The 20,022-nt window shown below is 65.3% G+C and carries 22 protein-coding genes and 1 tRNA gene; 8 read left to right on the forward strand and 15 right to left on the reverse strand.

Annotated features, from left to right (window positions below):
• Nucleotides 1–35: 35 nt before the first annotated feature.
• The 9 genes from QZ408_RS00440 to QZ408_RS00480 form a co-directional block, all read right to left on the reverse strand.
• Entirely contained in the window at nt 36–353 is a 318-nt protein-coding gene (locus QZ408_RS00440; RefSeq protein WP_292488738.1) for a DUF167 domain-containing protein, read from the reverse strand.
• A gap of 199 nt (nt 354–552) precedes the next feature.
• Complete coding sequence (locus QZ408_RS00445; RefSeq protein WP_292488740.1) at nt 553–1,428, reverse strand: hypothetical protein; 876 nt, start codon at nt 1,426–1,428, stop codon at nt 553–555.
• Nucleotides 1,429–1,498: 70 nt separating this feature from the next.
• Nucleotides 1,499–1,810: a hypothetical protein gene (locus QZ408_RS00450; protein WP_292488742.1), complete on the reverse strand. Its 312-nt coding sequence runs from the start codon at nt 1,808–1,810 to the stop codon at nt 1,499–1,501.
• On the reverse strand, nt 1,807–2,721 hold the full coding sequence (locus QZ408_RS00455) for a phosphatidylglycerol lysyltransferase domain-containing protein (protein ID WP_292488743.1): 915 nt from the start codon (nt 2,719–2,721) through the stop codon (nt 1,807–1,809). Before QZ408_RS00455 ends, QZ408_RS00450 begins: the two co-directional genes overlap by 4 nt.
• 2 nt (nt 2,722–2,723) lie before the next feature.
• A complete protein-coding gene (locus tag QZ408_RS00460) occupies nt 2,724–3,155 on the reverse strand; it encodes a GNAT family N-acetyltransferase (RefSeq protein WP_292489224.1) in 432 nt (143 codons plus the stop codon).
• A gap of 92 nt (nt 3,156–3,247) precedes the next feature.
• Nucleotides 3,248–4,243 carry a hydrogenase expression/formation protein HypE gene (hypE, locus tag QZ408_RS00465; RefSeq protein ID WP_292488745.1) on the reverse strand — a complete coding sequence of 332 codons (996 nt, stop codon included), beginning with the start codon at nt 4,241–4,243 and terminating at the stop codon, nt 3,248–3,250.
• Nucleotides 4,240–4,581, reverse strand: coding sequence for a hydrogenase maturation nickel metallochaperone HypA (locus tag QZ408_RS00470; RefSeq protein ID WP_292488747.1), 342 nt, complete (start codon nt 4,579–4,581; stop codon nt 4,240–4,242). The genes hypE and QZ408_RS00470 overlap by 4 nt, the downstream gene beginning before the upstream one ends.
• The gene (gene hypC / locus QZ408_RS00475; protein WP_292488748.1) at nt 4,581–4,808 is read right to left on the reverse strand and encodes a HypC/HybG/HupF family hydrogenase formation chaperone; all 228 of its coding nucleotides are present in this window, start codon (nt 4,806–4,808) and stop codon (nt 4,581–4,583) included. Before hypC ends, QZ408_RS00470 begins: the two co-directional genes overlap by 1 nt.
• Nucleotides 4,809–5,056: 248 nt before the next feature.
• Entirely contained in the window at nt 5,057–5,680 is a 624-nt protein-coding gene (locus QZ408_RS00480; RefSeq protein ID WP_292488750.1) for a class I SAM-dependent methyltransferase, read from the reverse strand.
• Between the two features lie 81 nt (nt 5,681–5,761).
• On the opposite strand from QZ408_RS00480, the gene QZ408_RS00485 reads away from it, so the two are divergent.
• Both QZ408_RS00485 and QZ408_RS00490 read left to right on the forward strand, forming a co-directional pair.
• Entirely contained in the window at nt 5,762–6,964 is a 1,203-nt protein-coding gene (locus QZ408_RS00485) for a hypothetical protein (RefSeq protein ID WP_292488752.1), read from the forward strand.
• Between the two features lie 106 nt (nt 6,965–7,070).
• Nucleotides 7,071–8,144 (forward strand): hypothetical protein, encoded by a 1,074-nt coding sequence (locus QZ408_RS00490; RefSeq protein ID WP_292488754.1) that lies wholly within the window; start codon nt 7,071–7,073, stop codon nt 8,142–8,144.
• Nucleotides 8,145–8,202: 58 nt separating this feature from the next.
• Here QZ408_RS00490 and msrB read toward each other — a convergent pair whose 3' ends face one another.
• Nucleotides 8,203–8,676: a peptide-methionine (R)-S-oxide reductase MsrB gene (gene msrB / locus QZ408_RS00495; protein ID WP_292488756.1), complete on the reverse strand. Its 474-nt coding sequence runs from the start codon at nt 8,674–8,676 to the stop codon at nt 8,203–8,205.
• A gap of 280 nt (nt 8,677–8,956) precedes the next feature.
• Between msrB and QZ408_RS00500 the strand changes: the two genes are divergently transcribed.
• Nucleotides 8,957–9,310 (forward strand): FxLYD domain-containing protein, encoded by a 354-nt coding sequence (locus QZ408_RS00500; RefSeq protein ID WP_292488758.1) that lies wholly within the window; start codon nt 8,957–8,959, stop codon nt 9,308–9,310.
• 25 nt (nt 9,311–9,335) lie between these two features.
• Entirely contained in the window at nt 9,336–10,007 is a 672-nt protein-coding gene (locus QZ408_RS00505) for a flavodoxin family protein (RefSeq protein WP_292488760.1), read from the forward strand.
• A 9-nt stretch (nt 10,008–10,016) separates the two neighbouring features.
• On the opposite strand, the gene QZ408_RS00510 is transcribed toward QZ408_RS00505, so the two are convergent.
• Nucleotides 10,017–13,493 (reverse strand): HEAT repeat domain-containing protein, encoded by a 3,477-nt coding sequence (locus QZ408_RS00510; protein ID WP_292488762.1) that lies wholly within the window; start codon nt 13,491–13,493, stop codon nt 10,017–10,019.
• Nucleotides 13,494–13,718: 225 nt separating this feature from the next.
• On the opposite strand from QZ408_RS00510, the gene QZ408_RS00515 reads away from it, so the two are divergent.
• Nucleotides 13,719–14,777, forward strand: a complete 1,059-nt coding sequence (locus QZ408_RS00515; protein WP_292488763.1) for a hypothetical protein — start codon at nt 13,719–13,721, stop codon at nt 14,775–14,777.
• Between the two features lie 8 nt (nt 14,778–14,785).
• Here the strand turns inward: QZ408_RS00515 and QZ408_RS00520 are convergent, their stop codons facing one another.
• The 4 genes from QZ408_RS00520 to QZ408_RS00535 form a co-directional block, all read right to left on the reverse strand.
• Complete coding sequence (locus QZ408_RS00520; RefSeq protein ID WP_292488765.1) at nt 14,786–15,940, reverse strand: glycosyltransferase family 4 protein; 1,155 nt, start codon at nt 15,938–15,940, stop codon at nt 14,786–14,788.
• A gap of 253 nt (nt 15,941–16,193) precedes the next feature.
• Nucleotides 16,194–16,685 carry a Mut7-C RNAse domain-containing protein gene (locus QZ408_RS00525; RefSeq protein WP_292488766.1) on the reverse strand — a complete coding sequence of 164 codons (492 nt, stop codon included), beginning with the start codon at nt 16,683–16,685 and terminating at the stop codon, nt 16,194–16,196.
• Entirely contained in the window at nt 16,666–17,679 is a 1,014-nt protein-coding gene (gene amrS, locus QZ408_RS00530) for an AmmeMemoRadiSam system radical SAM enzyme (RefSeq protein WP_292488768.1), read from the reverse strand. Before amrS ends, QZ408_RS00525 begins: the two co-directional genes overlap by 20 nt.
• Before the next feature lie 55 nt (nt 17,680–17,734).
• A complete protein-coding gene (locus tag QZ408_RS00535; RefSeq protein ID WP_292488770.1) occupies nt 17,735–17,884 on the reverse strand; it encodes a hypothetical protein in 150 nt (49 codons plus the stop codon).
• A gap of 41 nt (nt 17,885–17,925) precedes the next feature.
• On the opposite strand from QZ408_RS00535, the gene pyrH reads away from it, so the two are divergent.
• From pyrH to nth, 3 genes are all read left to right on the forward strand, one after another.
• Complete coding sequence (gene pyrH / locus QZ408_RS00540; RefSeq protein ID WP_292488772.1) at nt 17,926–18,630, forward strand: UMP kinase; 705 nt, start codon at nt 17,926–17,928, stop codon at nt 18,628–18,630.
• A gap of 50 nt (nt 18,631–18,680) precedes the next feature.
• Nucleotides 18,681–18,755, forward strand: a tRNA-Pro gene (locus tag QZ408_RS00545).
• A gap of 5 nt (nt 18,756–18,760) precedes the next feature.
• Nucleotides 18,761–19,417, forward strand: a complete 657-nt coding sequence (gene nth / locus QZ408_RS00550; protein ID WP_292488775.1) for an endonuclease III — start codon at nt 18,761–18,763, stop codon at nt 19,415–19,417.
• The last annotated feature ends 605 nt before the right edge of the window (nt 19,418–20,022 follow it).

Here is a 20,022-nt window from a genome sequence, read left to right on the forward strand (position 1 = left end):
ACGCTCTACCCCGGCGATACACCCGTCGCACCCGGTCATGCACCGGCGGCGTTGAGGCACGCGACAACACCGGATCTCGATTGCCCAGAGACCGCCACGGTCTTTGAGGAGGACGTGTGCCCGGCGACGATGGCAACGTCGGCGCGGGGTACGCCGAGCGTCCCGGCGACGAGGTCGATGATGGCACGGTTCGCCTTTCCGCCGACGGCAGGAGCCGTGACCTGGCAGCGGATACTCTTGCGCCACGCATTGTAGCCCGCCGGAAACAGGGACCGCTTTGCGCCTGCCGTGACATCGAGCGTTATGACCACGCCACGTGCGGTTTCGACGACGGCATCGGCATACTGTTCCATAAAAGAGCCTCGTGATATCAGTGATAGTGTCGCCCGGCACTAACGATCACTGATCACAGGCGGCTTGTGCCGGTCCTCACCTGATCGTACCCTATATGCCGGGCGTGCCTGTCGCGCACCTGGGTTGTCCCGCGGATCATATCGGGCTTTTGCCGGTGATCACCCGGGGACCTATAAGATGCGCTTTATCGGCTCTATATTATTTTACGTATGAGGATAAATATCCTCGCCCGGGGTACCATGCCGGGTGCGCCTCCCGAAGCTCCCCGCAGGCGTAGACACGCCTGCCCCGGACGACAACCTCTTCCGGGAAGACGGCTTCGAGTCCCTCGAACGGCGACCAGCCGCACTTTGCGTGGAGGTGTCCGGCGTCGATGCGGGTGACCGCATCCGGGTAGAGGGCATAGTCCGCCCGGTCGCCGGGGAGGAACCCGGCGCGGGGTATGCCGAGGATGGCGGCGGGCCGCCACGATGTCTTCTCGATCACCGAGGCGAGGGTTATCTCGCCCCTCCGCACCGCCGCCACGAGAAGCGGCACCATCGTCTCGACGCCGGGGATGCCGGAAGGGGCGTCCTCGAACGGCAGTCCCTTCTCGCTGAGCGTATGCGGGGCGTGATCCGAGGCGACGACGTCGATCCTGTCCCACCGGGACCAGAGGGCGCGCCGGGTCTCTTCATCCCTGAGCGGGGGGTTCACCCGGGCCCGGGTGTCACCCTCCTGGAACATCCCGCGTGAGAGGAAGAGGTGGTGCGGCGTCACCTCCACCGTGCCCCGTGCGGCCTCGACCGAGGCGGCGGTGCTCGCGTGGCAGAAGTGGAGCCGCATGCCTCCGGGGGCGAGGGCACAGACCGTCCTGAAGGCGCGCGCCTCCCCGGCGCCGGAGCGCGCGCGGTCGTGATCCGCGAGCGTCGCCGGCGCCGGACCTGCGACCTCCTCGGCGTGGACCGTGGCGAGCCCTCCAAGGGCGTGAATACGGGTAAACAGTCCCCTGAGCGTCTCAGGGCCGAGCCCGTCGCCGTAACTCGACGGGGCGGCGAAGGTCTCGCCGAACGCCATCGCGCCGGCGTCGTGCATCCCCTGGAGGTCTGCGCCCGGAGTGACGCCCGCGTTGACGGCAAACCCGCAGACGGCCTGCTCCTTTGCCTCACGGACACGTGCGCGGAGGAGGTCGGGGTGGTGATGGGACGGTGTTGGGCTGGTCGACCACCACCGTCACCCCGCCGGCGACCGCGCTCAGTGTGCCTGTCCGCCAGTCCTCTTTCCCTGCCTGCACCCCTCCCCGCATGTGGACGTGCATATCGACCGCTCCCGGGAGGCAGGTCAGCCTGCTGCAGTCGATCGTCTCCTCGGCACGCACCGCTCTCCCGACGTGCCGCACCAATCCGCCGGCGACGACGATGTCGGCGCAACGCCCCGTCGGGAGCGTTACGTTCCGGAGCACCAGGTCGGCGGTCATCGGCAGCGTGCCTCGAGGTCGCCCCGGGTCGCGTAGTGCACCTCGACCATGTAGGCGGGGTGGCAACGTGTCTTTGATTCGCGCAGCCCCGGCACGCCCATGTCGCACTCCCGGTTGATGTAGCGGTAGCGCTCCCGGAGTCCTGCCGCCGTCTCGGCCATGATCACCTTGTAGATGTCCCGGTAGGTCTCGGGGAGCGCCTTCTCGAAATGGACGACCGCCATATCCGCGTTGACCTCGCCGACAACCGATATTGCCCCGATGGTCCCGCCGATCCTGATGATCCATCCCTCAAGCCCGATCTTGAAGAAGTTGTTGACGGCAAAGAGGATGGCCTCTTTTTCGTAGGCAAGGATAGGCACGGAGTCGCAGTCCCGCCACTCGCACCAGACGACCAGGAACTCCCAGACCTCGTCGATGTTCTCTTTTGTGATGGCTTCGACCGAATACGCATGCTCCCTCCTGAAGTGGTTGATCTGGCGCCGGATGGTGGCGTAGCCCTTCCCGGCAAGGTCGGCGAGGTCTCCGGTCTGGTAGATGTAATCGAAGAAGTCGCGGTCCGGGTGCAGGGGCAGGTCCGGGTAGAGCTCCCGGATCCAGGCTTCATTCGCCGGGTCCAGGATCAGCAGGGGAGACCTGCCGCCTTCCCTCACCGCGAGATCGATGACGTCTCCGACCAGGGCCGGGTTTTTAGGGCCGATCGGGGGGCGAAACGACGTTACACCGTTGATGGTGCTTGCAAGGACGATTGCGCCGTCCGCTTCGGCAAAGCGGTAGTCTGCATAATGGTTCCAGCAGACCATGTTTGCGAACGTGTTATCGCTATGCACCTGTGGATACTGCCGGTAATGCCCTGAAAAGAGGTCACGGTCGTCCAGGCTCACGGGTTTGAAATCAGCAAATCGAAGCATACTCACCTCTCTTCCGGGTACCACCGCATGGGTGTGTGCCCTTCCAACCTCCGGAACCCGAGCGCGGTATAGAATGGTTCGGTTCCGGGTTCGGCGACAAGGGCGACCCACGTGACACCTGCAGATCTACAGTGACCCAGCAGCGCTGATAAGATCATCGTTCCGATGCCCCTTCCCCGGTACCCGGGGAGGACGATCAGGTCCTGGATGTAGGCGTCCGAGACCCCGTCCGAGATCACCCTGCCCATGCCGACCGCTCTCTCAGCCGCCGGGTCGACGGCGACGGCAAAGGCGAAACTCCCCGCGATGAGGGCGCGCAGTCCCGCAGGGTTCCATTCCTCGTTCCACCAGCCGCCCGCCCGGTAGAGGTCGGCGATCATGTCCACGTCCCAGACATCCACCAGGCGCACCTCAATCGCTGCCCGCTCCGTCATCGTATACCACATCTCTCCTTAAGGCCGCTCACGCCGCCAGCACGTACCTGGAAGGGATTTGCGGGGAAGCAGAAAAGAGGTACGGTCCTCCATCAGCAGACGCGCGGGACCGGGTCGCCGACGGGCGGTTCTATGAACCGTTCTCCGCCGATGGCGGTCCGCATGGTCACGTGGGACCCGCTAACGACCTCGCCGACGATCGCCGCGTCCCGCCCGTAGGGATGCGACCTGAGCGCCGCGAGGACGGCCTCTGCGTCGCCGGGCGCGACCCCCATGACGACCTTTCCCTCGTTTGCCACCTCAAGGGGGTCGATGCCGAGCATGCCGGCGGCGGAGAGGACATTTCTCCGGAAGGGAAGGGCCTCCTCCTCGATGACGACGCCCACACCGCTCTTTCTCGCCATCTCGTTGATGGCGTTTGCAAACCCGCCCCGGGTCGGGTCTTTCATGGCGTGGATCTCCCCAGCCGCGAGCGCCCGCTCGACGAGTGTCCAGAGAGGGGCGACGTCGGAGTGGATCTGGCCGCCAAAGTCGAACCCCTCGCGGTGGGCCATGATGGCGATGCCGTGGTCGCCGATGGTGCCGCTGACGATGATCGCATCGCCCGGTGAGAGGCCGTTATCCCGCACCACGCGGTCGGCGATGCCGATGCCGGCGGTGTTGATGATGATGGTGTCAAGCGCGCCCCGTTCGAGCACCTTGGTATCTCCCGTGACAAGGTTTGCCCCGCATTCGTCGAGGGCGGCATCCATCGAGGCGACGATCCGCTCGAGGTCCGCGACCTCAAACCCTTCGGGGATGACCATGCCGCAGGAGAGCGCGACCGGCCTTCCTCCCATCATCGCGAGATCGTTGATCGTCCCGCAGACGGCAATGCGCCCGATATCTCCGCCGGGGAAGAAGATCGGCGATACGACGTGGTTGTCGGTCGTGAAGACGATGTTCTGGCCGTTTATGGGGATGACCGCCCCGTCGTCGAGCGATTCGAGCCCTATTCCGCCGGCATTGTTATGCCTGAGGTTGGTGATGACCCGCAGGAGCTCACCCATCACCTCGCCGCCGGCGCCGTGCATGAGGTTGACTTTCATTCTCCGTCCACTTCTATCTCGATGTTGGTAACGACGATCTCCATACCGGTAACGACCTCCGGGAGTTTTCCGCACCGGGGGCAGACGAACCGCTCGCTCCCTTCGTAGCCGCAGGAGCAGCGGGTGCGCACCTCGACGTCCCGGCACGAGAACCGGGCGCCGGAGAAGAGCGGGTCGTCCTCGATGATGACGTTGAAGAGGAACTCCACCTGTTCGGGGTTCACCATCGCCATCCTGCCGACATCCACACAGACGCATTTGACCTCTTTTGCGCAGTTCTCGATCGCTGCCCGGCGGGCGGTCGTGTAGATGTCGTAGGCGATGCTGTACTCGTGCATTACTCCTCCATCATCGCGGCGTAGACCTGCCTGAAGACCTCTCGGGTCTCGAGCCCCTCCTCTCGGCTAAGGCGCTGGATGGCAAACCCGACGTGGACGAGCACGAACTCGCCGACGCTCACGTCCACGAGGTCGAGCCTGACCTCCTGCTGCAGGTCGCCGAAATCGACGACGCCGATGTTGCCTTCTTTTATCTCCAGCACCTCAGCGGGCATTGCAATACACATGGCCTCTCTTCCTCTCCTGTTAGTTTGTCCGGGCGTCAAAAAAGGTTGACCTTGCTGCATAAAAAAACCCGGAGACGAGCCGTTTCGGCCGGCGTCCACTCCCCGGGTCCGCGTATCCTGGTACTAATATTCGGTATGGAAGCGTAAAAAAGGTATGTCCGCTCCGGTTCCGGTGCCTTCGGGGCCGGAAGGCGGGGATGCCGGGGGTCGGCCCGGGCCGACCGGAGCGCGCGGTGCCCCGCCCTCCCTTATCCTCCCTTCTCAAACACCGCTTCAACCTCTGCGCGGGGGAGATCCCTCCCCCTGACCCGCATCTGCCAGCGGTGCGTCCGGACCAGGGCGGGGGCAAGCGGCGCAAAGAGGTCTCTCACCTCGTCTTCGGTGAAGTAGTGGGTGATGATGCCGTCGCCCCTCTGGAAGGTCTGGTGCTCCGTCTCCACCCCCTTCCCGGCACGCATATCCTCGACGGAGAAACCCCGGAAGAAGGCCGCTCCGCCGGGCACAAGAACCCGGCGGACCTCGGCCGCCACGGCTCTCCGGCCCGGCCCGGGCAGGTGGCCGGCGATGTGGACCAGGAAGACCGCGTCGAACGTTTCCCCGCGAAACGGGAGGCGCCGGGCATCGGCAACGGCAAAGCAGGCCGCCGCCGTCTCCGGGCGCCGCCGGGCGAGGGCGACGGCATGGGGGGAGATGTCGATTGCGGCCGCGAGGGAGGAGCGCCGGACGAGCGCGGAGAGGGTCTTGCCGTTCCCGCAACCGAGTTCCAGGACGGCGGCGCCGGCGGGGAGGTCCGGGAGCGCCGCCGGGGCTCCGCCCCAGAGGTTCCCCCGCCTCTGGTAGTCCTCGTCCCAGGCGGTTGCGCGATCGGTCACGCTGCAAATGTCGGCGCCGCCGGGGGATAATGATTCGTTCCGTCTGCCCCGGGAAGGTTTTTGCCCCGGGAGGCGAGAACTATGATCGTTATGGACCTCCAGAACGCCGTTGTGACGATACTGGCCCTCGTCGTCTTCACGAGTATCCTGTCCAGCCCGTCCCTGGCAGCGCCGGACACCGCCGGAGCGGGCATCACCGATCCCGGACCCCCGCAGCCTGCCGCCGCCCGGAACATCTCCTGCCTCCTCGCCGGGGTTGAGGAGCGGCTCCAGAGCGGCCATCTCCTGGACCCCACCCCCGGTCAGGTGCCGGAGACGGCAGACGAACCGGGCGTCCCGGTCGGGAACGGGACGCCCCTGCCCGTTGAGGAGATCCCGGAGCCCGTCCCGGACTACGACGACGATGAACTGGCCATGCTGGTCGAAGAGAACAGTATATCGCTCATGCTGCTCTCCGTGCAGAACGCCTACGCCCTCTACGCCTGGGACGAGTTGCCGGCAAAGGAGAGTGCTGCAGCGCTCCGGGCGCTCGCTGCCCGCCTCCTCAAGGACTCGGCGGCCCTGCAGGTCTCGGACGATCGAAAAGCCCTGCAGACCTCGTTCACCCGTGCCCTCGAGTCGTACGAGGCCGCCGGCGCGGCGCTCCAGGGAAACACCCTCCTCAACAGGACGACGGTGGATGCGGCCCTCGAAGCGAACCGGCAGGGGTCGGACCATCTCCGCGAAGCGTCTGGATACCTGCAGCGCCCGGTGCTGAAGGCGCCGGCGGAGATCGCGGCGACCAGCCTCTCCCTGCCCCGCCCGCGCGACGCGTCCGGGTCCGGGGAAGAACTGGTGCTCCTGCAGCGGTACGTCTATGAAGACCGGAGCCGCGCAAACGACATCTCCCTGATGCTTGAGTCGGCGAGCGGCATTGGCGTGTACTACCTCTTCAATGAACGCGGCGAGGCGGTTCTCGCGGAGCCCGGGAGGATGTTCCTGCTCGTCAAGGTGAAGGTTACCAACCTGGGCCATAAAGGGGAGAGCAGGACGTATAAGATACGGACCCCGGACCCCCGGGATTTCACGCTCCAGTATCGCGGGACGACCTACGCGCCGATAAAACTGGCGTCCGGGACGTCGCTTGGCGAGCCATACGCTGCGGCGACGCTGGACCGGTACGGAATGAAGGCGGGGTACATCGTCTTTGACGTTCCGGAGGCGCTCCCTCTCGACGAGTGCTTCGTCCAGGTGAACCTCGGCGGGGCAACGTCGCCCGTCTGGGCGCTCGGGAAGACGTTATGACCGGCTCTGCCCGCCGGCATGCTGCTTCCCGGCGGACCGGGAGCGGTGCCGGTCTGCCGTATCCCCATCGCAACGAATATCCGTTCTGGGCGCAATACGCTAACCTGTGGCACTGAGGGGCTCTCATACAAAGATACTGCTTGCCGCCGGTTTTATCGGGGTGATCCTCTCGGCGGTCCTCCTCGTTCCCGGGGCATGCGCGACGGTCGTCCCCTCTCCGCCGGCGGAGGAGGCCGATCTTCCCGGGAACGCATCCTCTTCCGGCCCTGCTCCGGAGGACGAAACTGTTCTTCTCCCCGAACCGGTGAGCGACGACGAGAAGCTGGAGTCGTTGATTGCCGGGGCCGGTATACCGCTCCTCGGGGCCTCCGTGGAGCAGATCTGCTCCCTCTATACCCGCGACGACGCAGCGCTCCGGAGCCGGGCAGCCGATATCTCTTCCCTTACGGACGGCTACCGTGCCGAGGCTGCCGCCCTCGAGGTCTCTTTCGGTATGGAGCCCGCATACGCGCACTTCATCGCTGCGCTCGACGAGTTCGCCGCGGCCGGAACCCTGGTCGGCGGGAACATCCCCCTGAACCGGAGCGTGACGGAGGACGTGCTGGGCCGCCTCGCTCTCGGGACCGAATACCTCTCCAGCGCCCTCAATGACTGCAATCGCCCTCTTGCCGCGGACTCTGACGCTCTCCCGCTGCTCATGAGTCCCGGTGAGGAGCCCGCTCCCCTGTTCCCCGACGCCCTGCAGGTCGGCGAACGGTTCTGCTACGAAGATGCCCGCGGGGAGAACTCCGCCTCGCTGGTCGCCGGCCCGGTGACCTGGTCGCGCGCGTTCCAGACCACCGGCACGAAACCGGCGCAGCGTGATGCAGCGCCCGGGAAGTTCTTTCTCCTGGTCGCCGTTAAGGTGACGCACCTCGGCCATAAGGGGGACGGCGTGAACACCCGTATCCAGACCCCTGCGGAGAGCGCTTTCGTCCTCCACTACGACGCTGAGACCTACCGTCCGCTTACATCACCCGGCCCGACCAACAAGGGGGGGTCGTACTCCAGGGCTGCTCTCGGCCGGGGTGAGTCACTGGCCGGGTACCTCTTCTTCGAGGTGCCGGAGGACCTTGACCCGTCCCGCGCCTATCTCAAGGTCAGCGTTGGCAAAGAGAGCCCGGTCTGGCTCCTCGGCTGAGCGCCCTCACGGTGAACCCCGGGGCGCCGCCCTGCCGCCGGGTTCTCCCGCACCGGCCCTACAGGTCTTTTTGCCGCACGAACCGGAGCGACGCTGAGTTCATGCAGTAGCGCTCATAGGTCGGCGGCGGCCCGTCGTCAAAGACGTGGCCCAGGTGGGCGTCGCACCGCCTGCAGAGCACCTCGGTCCGGGTCATGAAGAACCGGGTGTCAACCTCTGTTCTTATGTTCAGGTCCGATACCGGTTTGTAGAAACTCGGCCAACCCGTGCCCGACTCGAACTTCGCCTTCGAGGAGAAGAGGTGGTTGCCGCAGCAGACGCAGACATACAGGCCGTCCTCCCTGCAATCCGCGTATCTTCCCGTGAAGGCCGGCTCCGTGCCCCCCTGCCGGGCAACGGAGAACTCTTCGGGCGAAAGCTGCCGCCGCCACTCCTCGTCGGGTTTGACGACTCTCGCGACCTCCTCTACCTTTCTGGTTACGGCGTTGCAGACCTTCACGGTCCCGGTGGGTTCCACGATATCCCCGCTCATCAAGACTCCCCTGGTCCCTTACTCCTGGAAGATATAAATCGTTCCCCCGCCGGGCGGCCGGTAACCCGGGATTACGACGCACCGGCCTGACCGCGTCTCCCGGCCCCGGACGCGCTTGCGCATCTGTTATATAGGCCTCCGGTCGATGAACCATCATGCAGGAGGGTGATGATCTCTGAAGAAGAGCTTTGTATGTCTCCTGCTCCTCACCTGCCTCATCGGCTCTGCTGTCACGGCAGGCTGTACAGGGACACCGGGGGTCCCCGGGGCGCCGGCCCCGGTGCCGGAGGAGACAGAGGCGACAGCGCCCGCGTACACCACCTGGTCGCCCCCCGGACCTCGGCCGTCGTTCTCAGCCGCCGTCACCGCACCGGAGAAGCATTTCCGCTCCGATATGTCCTGTTACTGGATCGTGAAGGGGACGGTGACCAACACCGGTGATGCGCCCGGGAGAAATGTCGTCATCCGCTTCATGCTCATCGATGACGCAGACGACATGATCCGGTCGACCGAGACCATCCTCATCCCCCGGTTCCAGGCGGGCGAGACGAAGATGTTCACAGCGAATCCGCTCCCGGGCGACTGTGACCGGCAGTATCGCGCTGAGATCACGGTCATGCACGATATCCCGTGATCTCACGGGCAAAGGAGAGATGAAGATGAAGATACTTGCAATTAACGGGAGTCCCCGCGGTTCACGGAGCCAGACCCTCCGGCTTGTGCAGGCGGTCCTCGACGGCGCCCGGAGTGCCGGGGCCGATGTCGAGGTCGTGGATGTCTGCAAACTCCAGATCGAGTACTGCAACGGGTGCACGGTCTGCTACGAGCGGGGAGAATGCGTCAAGGAGGACGATTTTGCCGCCCTGTACGAGAAGATGCTCGAGAGCGACGGGATCGTGTTCGGTTCGCCGAACTACATCAACTCCGTCACCGCCCAGATCAAGACCCTGCTTGACCGGATGGCCGACGCCATCCACTGCCAGATGTTCATCGGGAAGTACGGGTGCGCCGTCGCCACGGCGGGCGGTTCCGGGGCCGATGAGGTCGTAGCCTACTTAAACGGCGTCCTCCAGACCCTGGGCGCGAACACCGTCGGCGGTGTCGGCGTGGTCCTTGGGGGAGACCCGGAGGCGATCGTGCCTGCGGAGGGGAGGGCCTACGAACTCGGCAGGAGACTTGTCCAGGCCATCGCGAAGAAAGAGACCTACCCGGAGCAGGAGAAACTCCACGCCGAGATGCTTGAGAGGATGCGTGCCCTGGTCATGGCGAACAAGGACCGCTGGCACCACGAGTACGATTACTGGAAGGCAGCCGGGCGGATACCGGAGTAGGGCCTCCGCTCACGGCCCCTTCCGGCGTATCTCGTCGATGATCCGCCGGAGTTCCTCCCGGGCCTCCGGCCGCCCCTCCTCGGCCGCCAGGGTGAGTGCGGGAAGGACCGCATCCCCCATGTCAACCAGGGCTTGTTCAGCCCTCTTCCTGACCGCGAGGGCATCGTCTTCGAGCGCCCGGATGAGGGGAGCGATAGCCGCATCTCCTCCTATCCGGGCGATGGTCCTGGCGGCGTTTGTCCGGACCTCGATGGACGGGTCGGAGAGTGCCTCTGCAACTGCCGGCAGCGCATCGGCGCCGATCCTCTCCACCTCGGCCCACCGGTCCCGGGCCATGAGGTAGAGCGCCTCTTCTCCGCCGTTCTCCGGCACCCAGCCGCTCGCGGAGAGCGCTTCGGCAGCCCCCGCCCGGAACTTCTCGTCCCCCGAGCGGAGCGCGTCGACCAGGCGGCCCCGCACCGCGTCCCCGGGGTCCTTCAGGGCCTCGAGCGCGGCATGCCGGACCCGGTCGTCCACGTCGCTGAGCGCCAGGATCAACGGTTCAAGGGCACGGTTGTCCCCCATGTAGCCGAGCGACCGGGCGGCGGCGATCTTGACCGCCTCGTCCCTGTCCCGCAGTGCCAGGGCCAGCGGTTCTATCGCCTGCCTGCTCCCCATGTAGCCGAGCGCCTCCGCCACAGTCGCCCTGACCTCGCTGTCGGGCTCCCGGTGCAGGGAGCCGATCAGGGCTTCGATGGCTCGTTTGTTCCCGATCTTACCGAGGTTGCGGGCGGCAACGAGCCGGACGAACCGGTCGGTGTCGCTCAGGGCGTCCATGAGCGGAGCGACCGCGGTCTCGCGCATCTCCCCGAGGAGACTGGCGGCAGCGGTCTGGACGTCGGGGTTCTCGTCCCTGAGCGCACGGATGAGGCCGTCCACGGCGGGGCGCCCCATCATGATGAGGCGCGTAGCGGCGCCAAGCTGCGCGTTCCAGGCCTTATCCTTGAGCGCCACGATGAGCGTATCGATCTCCTGCCGGCCGGACTGTTCGAATGCCTGTTTATCCTCGAACCGGGCCGATCTCCTCTTCTCCGGGGTGCTCTCTTCTGCCTGGACCTGGCTGCCGAGCGCCATCCGCCAGACGTTTATCACCTGCCGCTTCCGGAGAGCCGCCGCTGCTTTTGCCCTCACGTCTTCATCCTCATCAACACTCGCATAGAGCAGCGCTTCGTCCGCCCGCTCGCCCGGCACTTCCCAGAGGGCGTCGATCGCCGCAAGGCGCATCTCCTTCCTCCCTTTCCTCAGCACCAGAAAGAGCGGCTCAACCGCCAGGGAGCCGAATTCGGCGAGGGCCCGGGCAACGCTCCACCGGACTTCCGGCGCCGGGTCTCCCAGGTGCTCGATGAGGGCCGGGACCGATTCGCCGGCGCCGATGAGCCCTATCGCCCTTGCCGCCGTCACCCGGACGGCCGGCACCGGATCGTCGAGCGCCTCTTCAAGCGGCCCAAGCGCATCACGCCCGAAGACCGTGACGGCATCGGCGGCGGCGACCCGGACGCCGTGGTACCTGTCCCCGAAGAGGCGGATGAGCGGCGGGATTGAGCGGCGGTCGCCGATAGACCCGAGGGCGCGGGCAGCGGCAATCCGCACGTCTTCCCTTTCGTCGGCGCAGAGCAGGACCAGGGCGTCGACGGCAGCCTTATCCTTGAGCTCGCCGAGCGCCTCTGCGGCGGCGATGCGGACCCCGTAATACGGGTCTTTGAGCGCTTCGATGAGGTACCCGATCGCCTCCTCCCCCATCGTCTGCAGCGCCGCGACCGCCGCCGCCCTGATGTTCTCGTCGCCGCTCCTGAGGGCTTCGAGGCACCGTTCCAGCGGCGTCTTCTCGGGGGCCGGTTCTGCGACCGCGGGCTCCGGCATCTTCTGGGGGATCTCCGGGATCTCCAGCTCCTGCGGCCCCGGCCCCTCGCGAACGAGTTCCCCCTCCTCCTCCTCCCCGGCGCTGTCGGTGCCGGCGATCGCCTCCTCAAACTCGAGCGGGATGAGCTGCTCAAGCGGGACCGGTCCTGCCGGGGCTGACGCCTCCCGCCTGAACCGGGCCTTCACCTGCGCCCACGCCTCCTCCGCCTGCCGGCTCTCCTTGATGAGGTCTTCAAGGCTTACGGCTTTTTTTGGCTCTCCGCCGGCCTGCTCGGGGGGTTTCTCCGGACTTTCGGGGGCGGGAGCCTCTTCTTTTTTAGGCGGCGGGTTTATAGCCGGCACGCTGCGGGCATACCCCGGGCGCCCGAACTGCTTACTGAACCGCCGCTGGATGGCAAGCCCCTCTTTGAGTTCCTGCTCGTACCGGGAGGATTCCGCTGGTGCAGGCTGGGTCCGGGACGCCTCTTCCTGGCGCCGCCGGATGTACTCGAGGGCCGCTCGCGCCCGCTGTTGCCGTGCAGGGTTCTTTGATGCGATCTCCGCGTTCAGGGCGCTCTCCGCGGGCTGCCCCAGTTGCCGCAACGCTTCGCTTGCGCCGGTGCGGACCCCCGAATACTCCACCTCCAGCGCCCGGATGAGCGCCGGGATGGCCACCCTCCCCATCCGGATAAGTTCGTTCCACTGCTCGCCTGCAACGAGGTGTTCCGCCCTCGCGAGGTCGCTCTGCGGCACCCATCCCAGCCGGTTGAGCGCCCACGCCGCCTCCATCCGCACCCGGTGGTGGGGGTCGTTGAGCGCTTCGACGAGCGGGGGTTTCGCCCGGTCGTCCCCCATCTCCCCGAGCGCTTCGACGGCGCGTATGCGGACGTCCATATCCGGGTCTTTCACCGCCCTGACGAGCGGCGGGATGGCCCGGCTGTCGCGGATCTTCCCGAGCGTCCGCGCCGCATCGCACCGTACCCGGGCCTCTTTGCTGCCGAGAGCCTTGAGGAGGACCGGGACGGCTGCGCCCTGGAGTTTTGCAAGTTCTCCCCAGTCTTCCCGGAGGTAGCAGAACCATACCTTCTCACCGGGGTCGTCGGGCGCCCACCGCAGCGCGGCAAGCGCGTCCGCGGCCTCTTTCCTGACCGGGGGGCTTTTATCGTGGAGCATTCCCGCAAGGTGCGGGATAGACTTTTTCCCTGTCTCCCGGAGAGCAATCACGGCGGCGCGCCGGATCGCCGGCTGCTCGTGGTGCAGTGCAGGGATCAGCGCTTCAACCATCCCGTTGCCCGTCCCGGCGACTGCCCGGGCGATGGATGCCTGCAGGGCAGGGCTTGCCCGGAGGATCACGGCAAGCAGCAGGGGGATGGCGGGAGTGCCGGTCGAAACAAGGGCCTCCGTCATCCGGGTGCGTGATGCGGGGCCGGCGTTCTCAAGCGCCACGAGAAGGTCCGGGATGGCGGGGACCCCGAGGACAGCGAGCGCCCGCGCCGCATCGGCACGGGTGCCGGGGTCTTCAGCGTCCAGGACCCCGGCAAGACCGGCATAGTCTCTCTCCTGCTGTAACCTCTCGACGTTCGCCCGAAACCTGTCAAAGAATGCCATGTCGCCGTATCCCTGGAATGCTCAGCCGGAACGCCCTGTCCGGGCGGTTATCTCTGAAATCAGAGTATATTTTCTATCCGTACCGAATAAATCTTCCATCCCGCGTCCCGGCGGCGGGCTGCGCTACGATCGGCGCCCGTCCGGTCCTGCCGGCGATGCTCCCCCGCACACCCCCGCACCGGTCTGGCTAAGAATTATATGGTAACAACCTCTCAGACCAGGGCTATGTTAGAGGTAACACTTGATATCACCCGGCTGCCGGGCGTTGTGCAGGAACTCGCGCCGGGTATGGACGAGCTCGTCTCCCGGATCTACTCCTGGTACGTCGAACCCGGACACCTGGTCTTCCCGGATACCATGCGGGCGTGGGTGCGCGAGAAGTACGGGGATATCGAGGCGCAACAGATCGTCCGGGTGACCAATAACCAGACCGGCGAGAGCACGCTCTTCAACTCTGTCCGGGCACGCCGCCCGGTGCTGACGCCCCGCGCCGAGGAGACGCGGGACCTGCGGGCGCTTGCAGAGGGAGGGCCGTTTGCCAACCCCCTCGAGGAGACGCCGGCCGACACGTTCGGGCGGATCGACGGCGACCACTGGATCACGGCAAGCAACATAGCGAAATACGATTACCTCCACGCCGTCATCATCGCGAAGGAGAAGAACCCCTCCATCATCACGGAACCGCAGGTGGCCGATATGGTCAGCGTGGCGGTCCGGTGGTGCCAGGAGGCGCACCGCGCCGATCCCCGGGCAGTCTACCCTTTCCTTGTCTGGAACTTCCTCTGGCGGGCGGGCGCGAGCATCGTGCACAACCATGCCCAGATCCTGCTCACCCACCGCCCCTATGCCGCCCCGGCACGGATCGAGCGGGTCAGGGAGGAGTACCGGTGCCGCTACGGGAGCGAGTATTACGACGACCTCTTCTCGGCCCACGTCGCCATCGGTCTCGGGCTCGTCTACCGGGGCGCCCGGATCATGGCGCACCTCACCCCGAGGAAAGAGCACGAAGTCGCGATCCTCACGGAGTCGCCGCACGATCTCGCCCCGGCTCTCGCAAAAGTGCTTGAGTGTTACCGCAACATCGGGGTGCAGAGTTATAACGCGGCGGTGTACATGCCGCCGCTCGGGGAAGAGGGCTATTACGCCGCGTGGGTGGTTGACCGGGGCGACCTTCACTCCCGGACGTCGGACATCGGGGGGATGGAGCTCTACGCGGGGACGCCCGTCGTCACGTCGGACCCGTTCCGCCTGATGGAGCACCTTACAGCCGTCATGCTGCCATGAGGGGGCGGTCAGCAGAGGAGCGTCTCGTGCTTTGCGGCCTTTCGGTACGAGTCCTCCATCCGCTCTGCAACGCGGCTCCAGGGAAACTCTTTCTTCACTTTGCCAAGCCCCTCCCGGCCCATCGAGAGCGATCGCTTCGGGGAGTCCGCCGCAAGAGAGAGCCCTTCGGCGATCGAGTCCGGATGCGGCCGCACCTTGACCCCGTCGGTTCCGTGCTCGATGTTCTCGGCAAGCCCGCCGACGTCGGAGGCGACGACGCACCGCCCGGCGCTCCACGCCTCGAGGAGCACAAGGCCGAACGGCTCGTTTCTGCTCGGGATGGCAACGATATCGCTTGCGTTGAGGAGCGGTACGTAGTCGGCATCGTCCAGCCGCCCGAGGAAACGGACGGGGAGCGACCGGGCCCGGGCCTCGAGGCCCCGGCGCATCTGGCCGTCGCCGACAAACACAAACTGGCCGTCGGGGTGCTCCCGGAGAAGGCGGGGAGCTGCATCCACGAGCATATCGGGGCCTTTCTGCCATGCAAGCCTCCCGACGAAGAGGATCAGCGGGGCGTCGGGGTCAAAGCCGTAGCGCCGTTTCACCGCCTCCGGATCGACGTCCGCCTGGTAGAGGCCGGGGACGATGCCGTTATGGACGACGTCGATCTTTTCGTCCGGTATGTTGTAGAGGTTCATGGCCTCCCGGCGGAGGGTCGAGGAGACCGCCGTCACGCGTTTTGCAATCGAACCGCCACGGCGCTCTATCCCGGAGATCTCGGGAAACGGCCATCTTTCGCTGTACCTGTTCCCGCTCCTTCCGAACTCCGTCGAGTGGTAGGTGAAGACGGTCTCTCGCTCCCGGAGCCTGTTGAGCGCCTCGACCACGTGCCAGTCGTGAAAGTGCAGAAGATCGAACGACGGTGTATCGAACTCGCCAAACCGGTCGATCATCTTCCTGCTCATATCGGAACAGTACCGGACGATGTCCTCTCCCGCCGGCTGGCAGTAGTGGTACCGGACACCGTTGATCTCCGCGTCTCTTCCCTCTCCCCGGGTGAAGAAATGAACTTCGTGGCGCTGTGCCAGCGTCTCGGCGAGATTGGTCGCCGCGTTCGCGAGCCCGCCGACCTTCTCTGCGTACAGTGATTCCCAGCAAAAAAATGCTATTTTCAGGTGTTCCATAGTTTTCCTCTTCGTAGATTGCCCGGACCTCGCCGATCCGTGCACGAGGTCCGGAATTCAGGACCGGGCGGCCGAGACCGTTTTCTTCCCGGACCGGATGCCCCCGCCGGCATCCGGGTGGTGATGCGGGGTCGGCCGACCCCGGGCCGCCGCGCTACATACCCGCTCAAAGTTGATATATTTTTGGTTTTTTTGAAAATTGCCTGATACGGGGCGTTTTCGCGGTCCGGTTTGGGATATGCCGGGTGCCGGGTCAGGAAGAGAGGGATTCTTTCAGGCGTTCCTCGATGCGATCACCGTGCGAGCCCATCCAGTAGAGTTTCCGGCAGACGGGGCACCACGAGAACTCCCTCCCCCGGTCTGATCGCGGTGCGTAGTGCGCCTCCCGGACCTCACGAGCGGTGGCGGGTCGCAGGCGCGTATTGCAGATCGAGCAGCGGCTCATCCGGATCCGGGGTTCGATGAGCCCGAGGGCGGCGACCTGCCGGATCTGGTCCATGATCTCTTCGGATGCGATGTAGACTGCCTGTGCACCGCCCCGCCGTGCAAGTTCACGGTCCCGGGTCAGGAGGACCCGGTTGTCCTGTGCGGCGATCTCGAGGAGGAGTGTGTCCTCCCGGGTCCTGCCCGGGGCGAGGCTGTTTGCGCTCATCGTGTCGTAGCCCATGAACCGGAGGTAGCGGGTGAGCGTCCCGAGCATCCGGTCGGCGAGGAACCTCCGCTGTTCAGTCGATCTTCGAGACATACTCGATGCGCCCGCCGCACTCCGTGCAGGTATGATCATCGAGCCCCCGTATCCTGACCGCGTAGCCCGACCGCTCGATGGCAAGGCTGCCGCAGGTGGGGCAGTAGGTGCTCTCGTAGGGGTGGCCCCCGACGTTGCCGAGGTACGGGTAGTGGAGCCCGAGTTCTTTTGCACGCTCGTAGATCTTCTCAAGTGTCCTGATCGCAGTCGGTCTCACCTCCAGCATCCTGTAGTCGGGGTGGAACCGGGTGAAGTGCATCGGGGTGTCCGGCCCGAGGGTGTCGAGCACCCACCGGATGAGTGTCTCCATCTCGTCCATCGAGTCGTTCTGCCCCGGGATGACCAGCGTGACCGTCTCGACGTGCATCCCGAGCTCCTTTGCAAGCGCCGTCGCGTCGAGGACCGGCTGCAGCCGCCCCCCGCAGACCTTCCGGTAGAAGGTGTCGGAGAACGATTTGATGTCGACGCGGAAGGCGTTGAGCATGGGTGAGAGCTCGCGGAGCCCAACTTCTGTAATATAGCCGTTCGTGACGTAGACGGTCCCGAGGCCTTTTTCGCGCGCCAGCGTCCCCATCGCAAGCGGGTACTCGTGCCAGATGGTGGGTTCGTTGTAGGTCCAGGCGATGCTCGCACAGCCCGACCTGATCGCCCGTTCCACGCCCTGCTCCGGGGCGAGGTCCCGGAGCGCCTCCATCTCCAGCGTCTGCTGGGAGATGTGCCAGTTCTGGCAGTGCTCGCAGTGGAAGTTGCACCCGATGGTCCCGAGGGAGTAGGAGAGCGTTCCGGGCAGGAAGTGGTAGAGTGGTTTCTTCTCGATGGGGTCGACCGCTTCGGCGATGATTTTGCCGAAGGTGGCGGCGTAAAGCGTGCCGCCGCGGTTGATGCGAACGCCGCAGACTCCCTGTTTGCCGTCCCGTATGGTGCACCGGTGGGAACAGAGCGAACAGCGGACGGTGTTCTCCTCGAGTTTCCGGTAGAGTCGCGCCTCGTGCATATGGCCACCGCATGAGGATGAGGGGGCGCATGGTATTAATCACTGCGGTGCCGGGCTACCGCTTGTCGCGCTCCTCATCGTCGTACTCGATGATGAGCGCTCCGCGATACCCGCAACGCTTGCACCGGTAGATCTTGCCGGTACAGCCTCCTGCGATCTCCCAGACCTCTGTTGCGTTGCATACGGGGCAGTGCAGCCTGTTCACGACAGGTATATGAGCGGTATCAGGGATAATAGTAGGGTGAAATGAAGAAGATTGTGATATCTCTGGGCGGCTCGGTTCTGGTCCCTTCGCTTGAATCGAACAATATAAGCCGCTACGTCTCTGTCCTCTCCAGGCTCGCCGGGAAATGCGGGATTTTTATCGTCGTCGGCGGCGGTGGGGAGGCGCGCCGGTACATCCAGGTTGCCCGCGAGCTCGGTGCCGGTGAGGCGACGGCCGATGAACTCGGGATCCTGGTGACCCGGCTGAACGCGCGTCTCCTGGTGGCCGGACTCGGGGATGCGGCCTACCCGCGCGTTGCCGAGAACTACACGGAGGCGCGGGAGTTCGCACAGACGGGAAAGATCGTCGTCATGGGCGGCATCACCCCCGCGCAGACGACCGACGCGGTATCTGCGGTCCTCGCCGAGAGCGTCGGCGCCGACCTCCTCATCAACGCCACGTCGGTCAACGGGATCTACAGCGCCGACCCGAAGAAGGACGCCGCCGCGGTGAGGTATGAGCGCCTCACGCCGCAGGAGCTCCTCGATATCATCACCGGGAGCAGGATGGATGCGGGTGCGAACAATGTGCTTGACATCGTGGCCGGGAAGGTCGTCGAACGGTCCGGGATCCCGCTCCTGGTGCTTGACGGCCGCGACCCGGAGAACCTCTACCGGGCGATCGTGGAGGGGACTTTTGTCGGCACCATCGTGAGCGAAGAGCACGTAAACCCCCTGCCAGCCTGATCCTTCTATCGGTAACTATTTTTGCCTGCTTCTCTAACGTATAGTGGTACGGGGCAGTAGGGTAGCCTGGTCCATCCTAGAGCGTTTGGGACGCTTTGACGGCAGTTCGAATCTGCCCTGCCCCATCCGTATGAACCGCGAGACTGCCTGCGAGGCGTACCGCCGTCTTCTTGCCGAGTACCCCGTCGTCGGCGGCAGACGTCATTTCATCGACTTCAAAAACCCTTTTGAGGCGCTGGTCCTCACGATCCTCTCCGCGCAGACGACGGACCGCGCCGTCAACGCCGTCCGTGACGCCCTCTTTTCCCGTTACCCGACGCCGGAGGCGCTTGCCCGCGCGGAGCCCGAGGAGGTGGAGCCGCTCATCAGGAGCATCGGGTTCCACCGCGCGAAGTCCCGTTATATCGTCGAGACGGCGAGGAGGCTTGTCGCCGACTTCGGCGGGGAGGTCCCGCGGACGATGGAGGAACTCCGGTCGCTCCCGGGGGTGGGGAGGAAGACCGCGAACATCGTCCTCTCCCACGCGTTCGGGGTCAACGTCGGTATCGCCGTCGACACTCACGTTCGCCGGGTCTCAAAGAGGATAGGGTTCACCGGGAGCACGAACCCCGATATCATCGAGCGCGACCTCATGGCCCTCTTCCCGCGAGAGGTCTGGCGGGACATCAACTACCTCCTGATCCGCCACGGGCGTGCTGTCTGCACGGCCGAGAACCCGAAGCACGAGCGGTGTGTCGTCGCGGACCTCTGCCGGTACTACCGGGAGATCCAGGGCGGGGAGGAGTGAGGGAGGGATGGGAACCCTTATCCGTTTACCTGTACCCTCTCCTGTAATATGCGCCGGGAGCCGGACCGATGCGACGATGGCGCCGGGGGGTCATCCGGTAGCGGGAGGGCGGGCGCCGGCCGGCGGGGGGAATTCCGGGTCCGGTCTGTCCCCACAGGGATGGGGAACACTCGGTAGAGCACGTCCCTGGTAAGGACGAGGTCGATTCATCCCCACGTACATGGGGAACGCACCGTGCATGCGGTCGCGGTCGAGGATGACTATGGTTCATCCCCACGTACATGGGGAACGCTCTTCCCTTTTATTCCAGGAGGGTGAAAGGTTACTTCCATCCGCCCGGACTGAGGAGCAGAAGGCCGGCATGAGACCTCAGGGTCTCACCGAACGCCATCATCACTCCGGGTTGTCGAACGAACCACATTCGATACCAGCATCTCTATCGTCTGCGCTAATAACACCATCCGTTCCTCCCCGTTGCAGGGAGAGGAACGACATCAGCCGTACGTCGTCAAACTCCACCGGCGGCATGGGGGCTGGATCCACGACAGTTTTGAGAGTGAGGCTCTTCATGGGCGGGGATGCCCGGCCGGCTCCCGGGGATTTCC

Origin of the sequence: Methanoculleus sp. 10, assembly GCF_913757945.1 — an archaeon.
In the GTDB taxonomy this organism is placed as follows: Archaea; Halobacteriota; Methanomicrobia; order Methanomicrobiales; family Methanoculleaceae; genus Methanoculleus.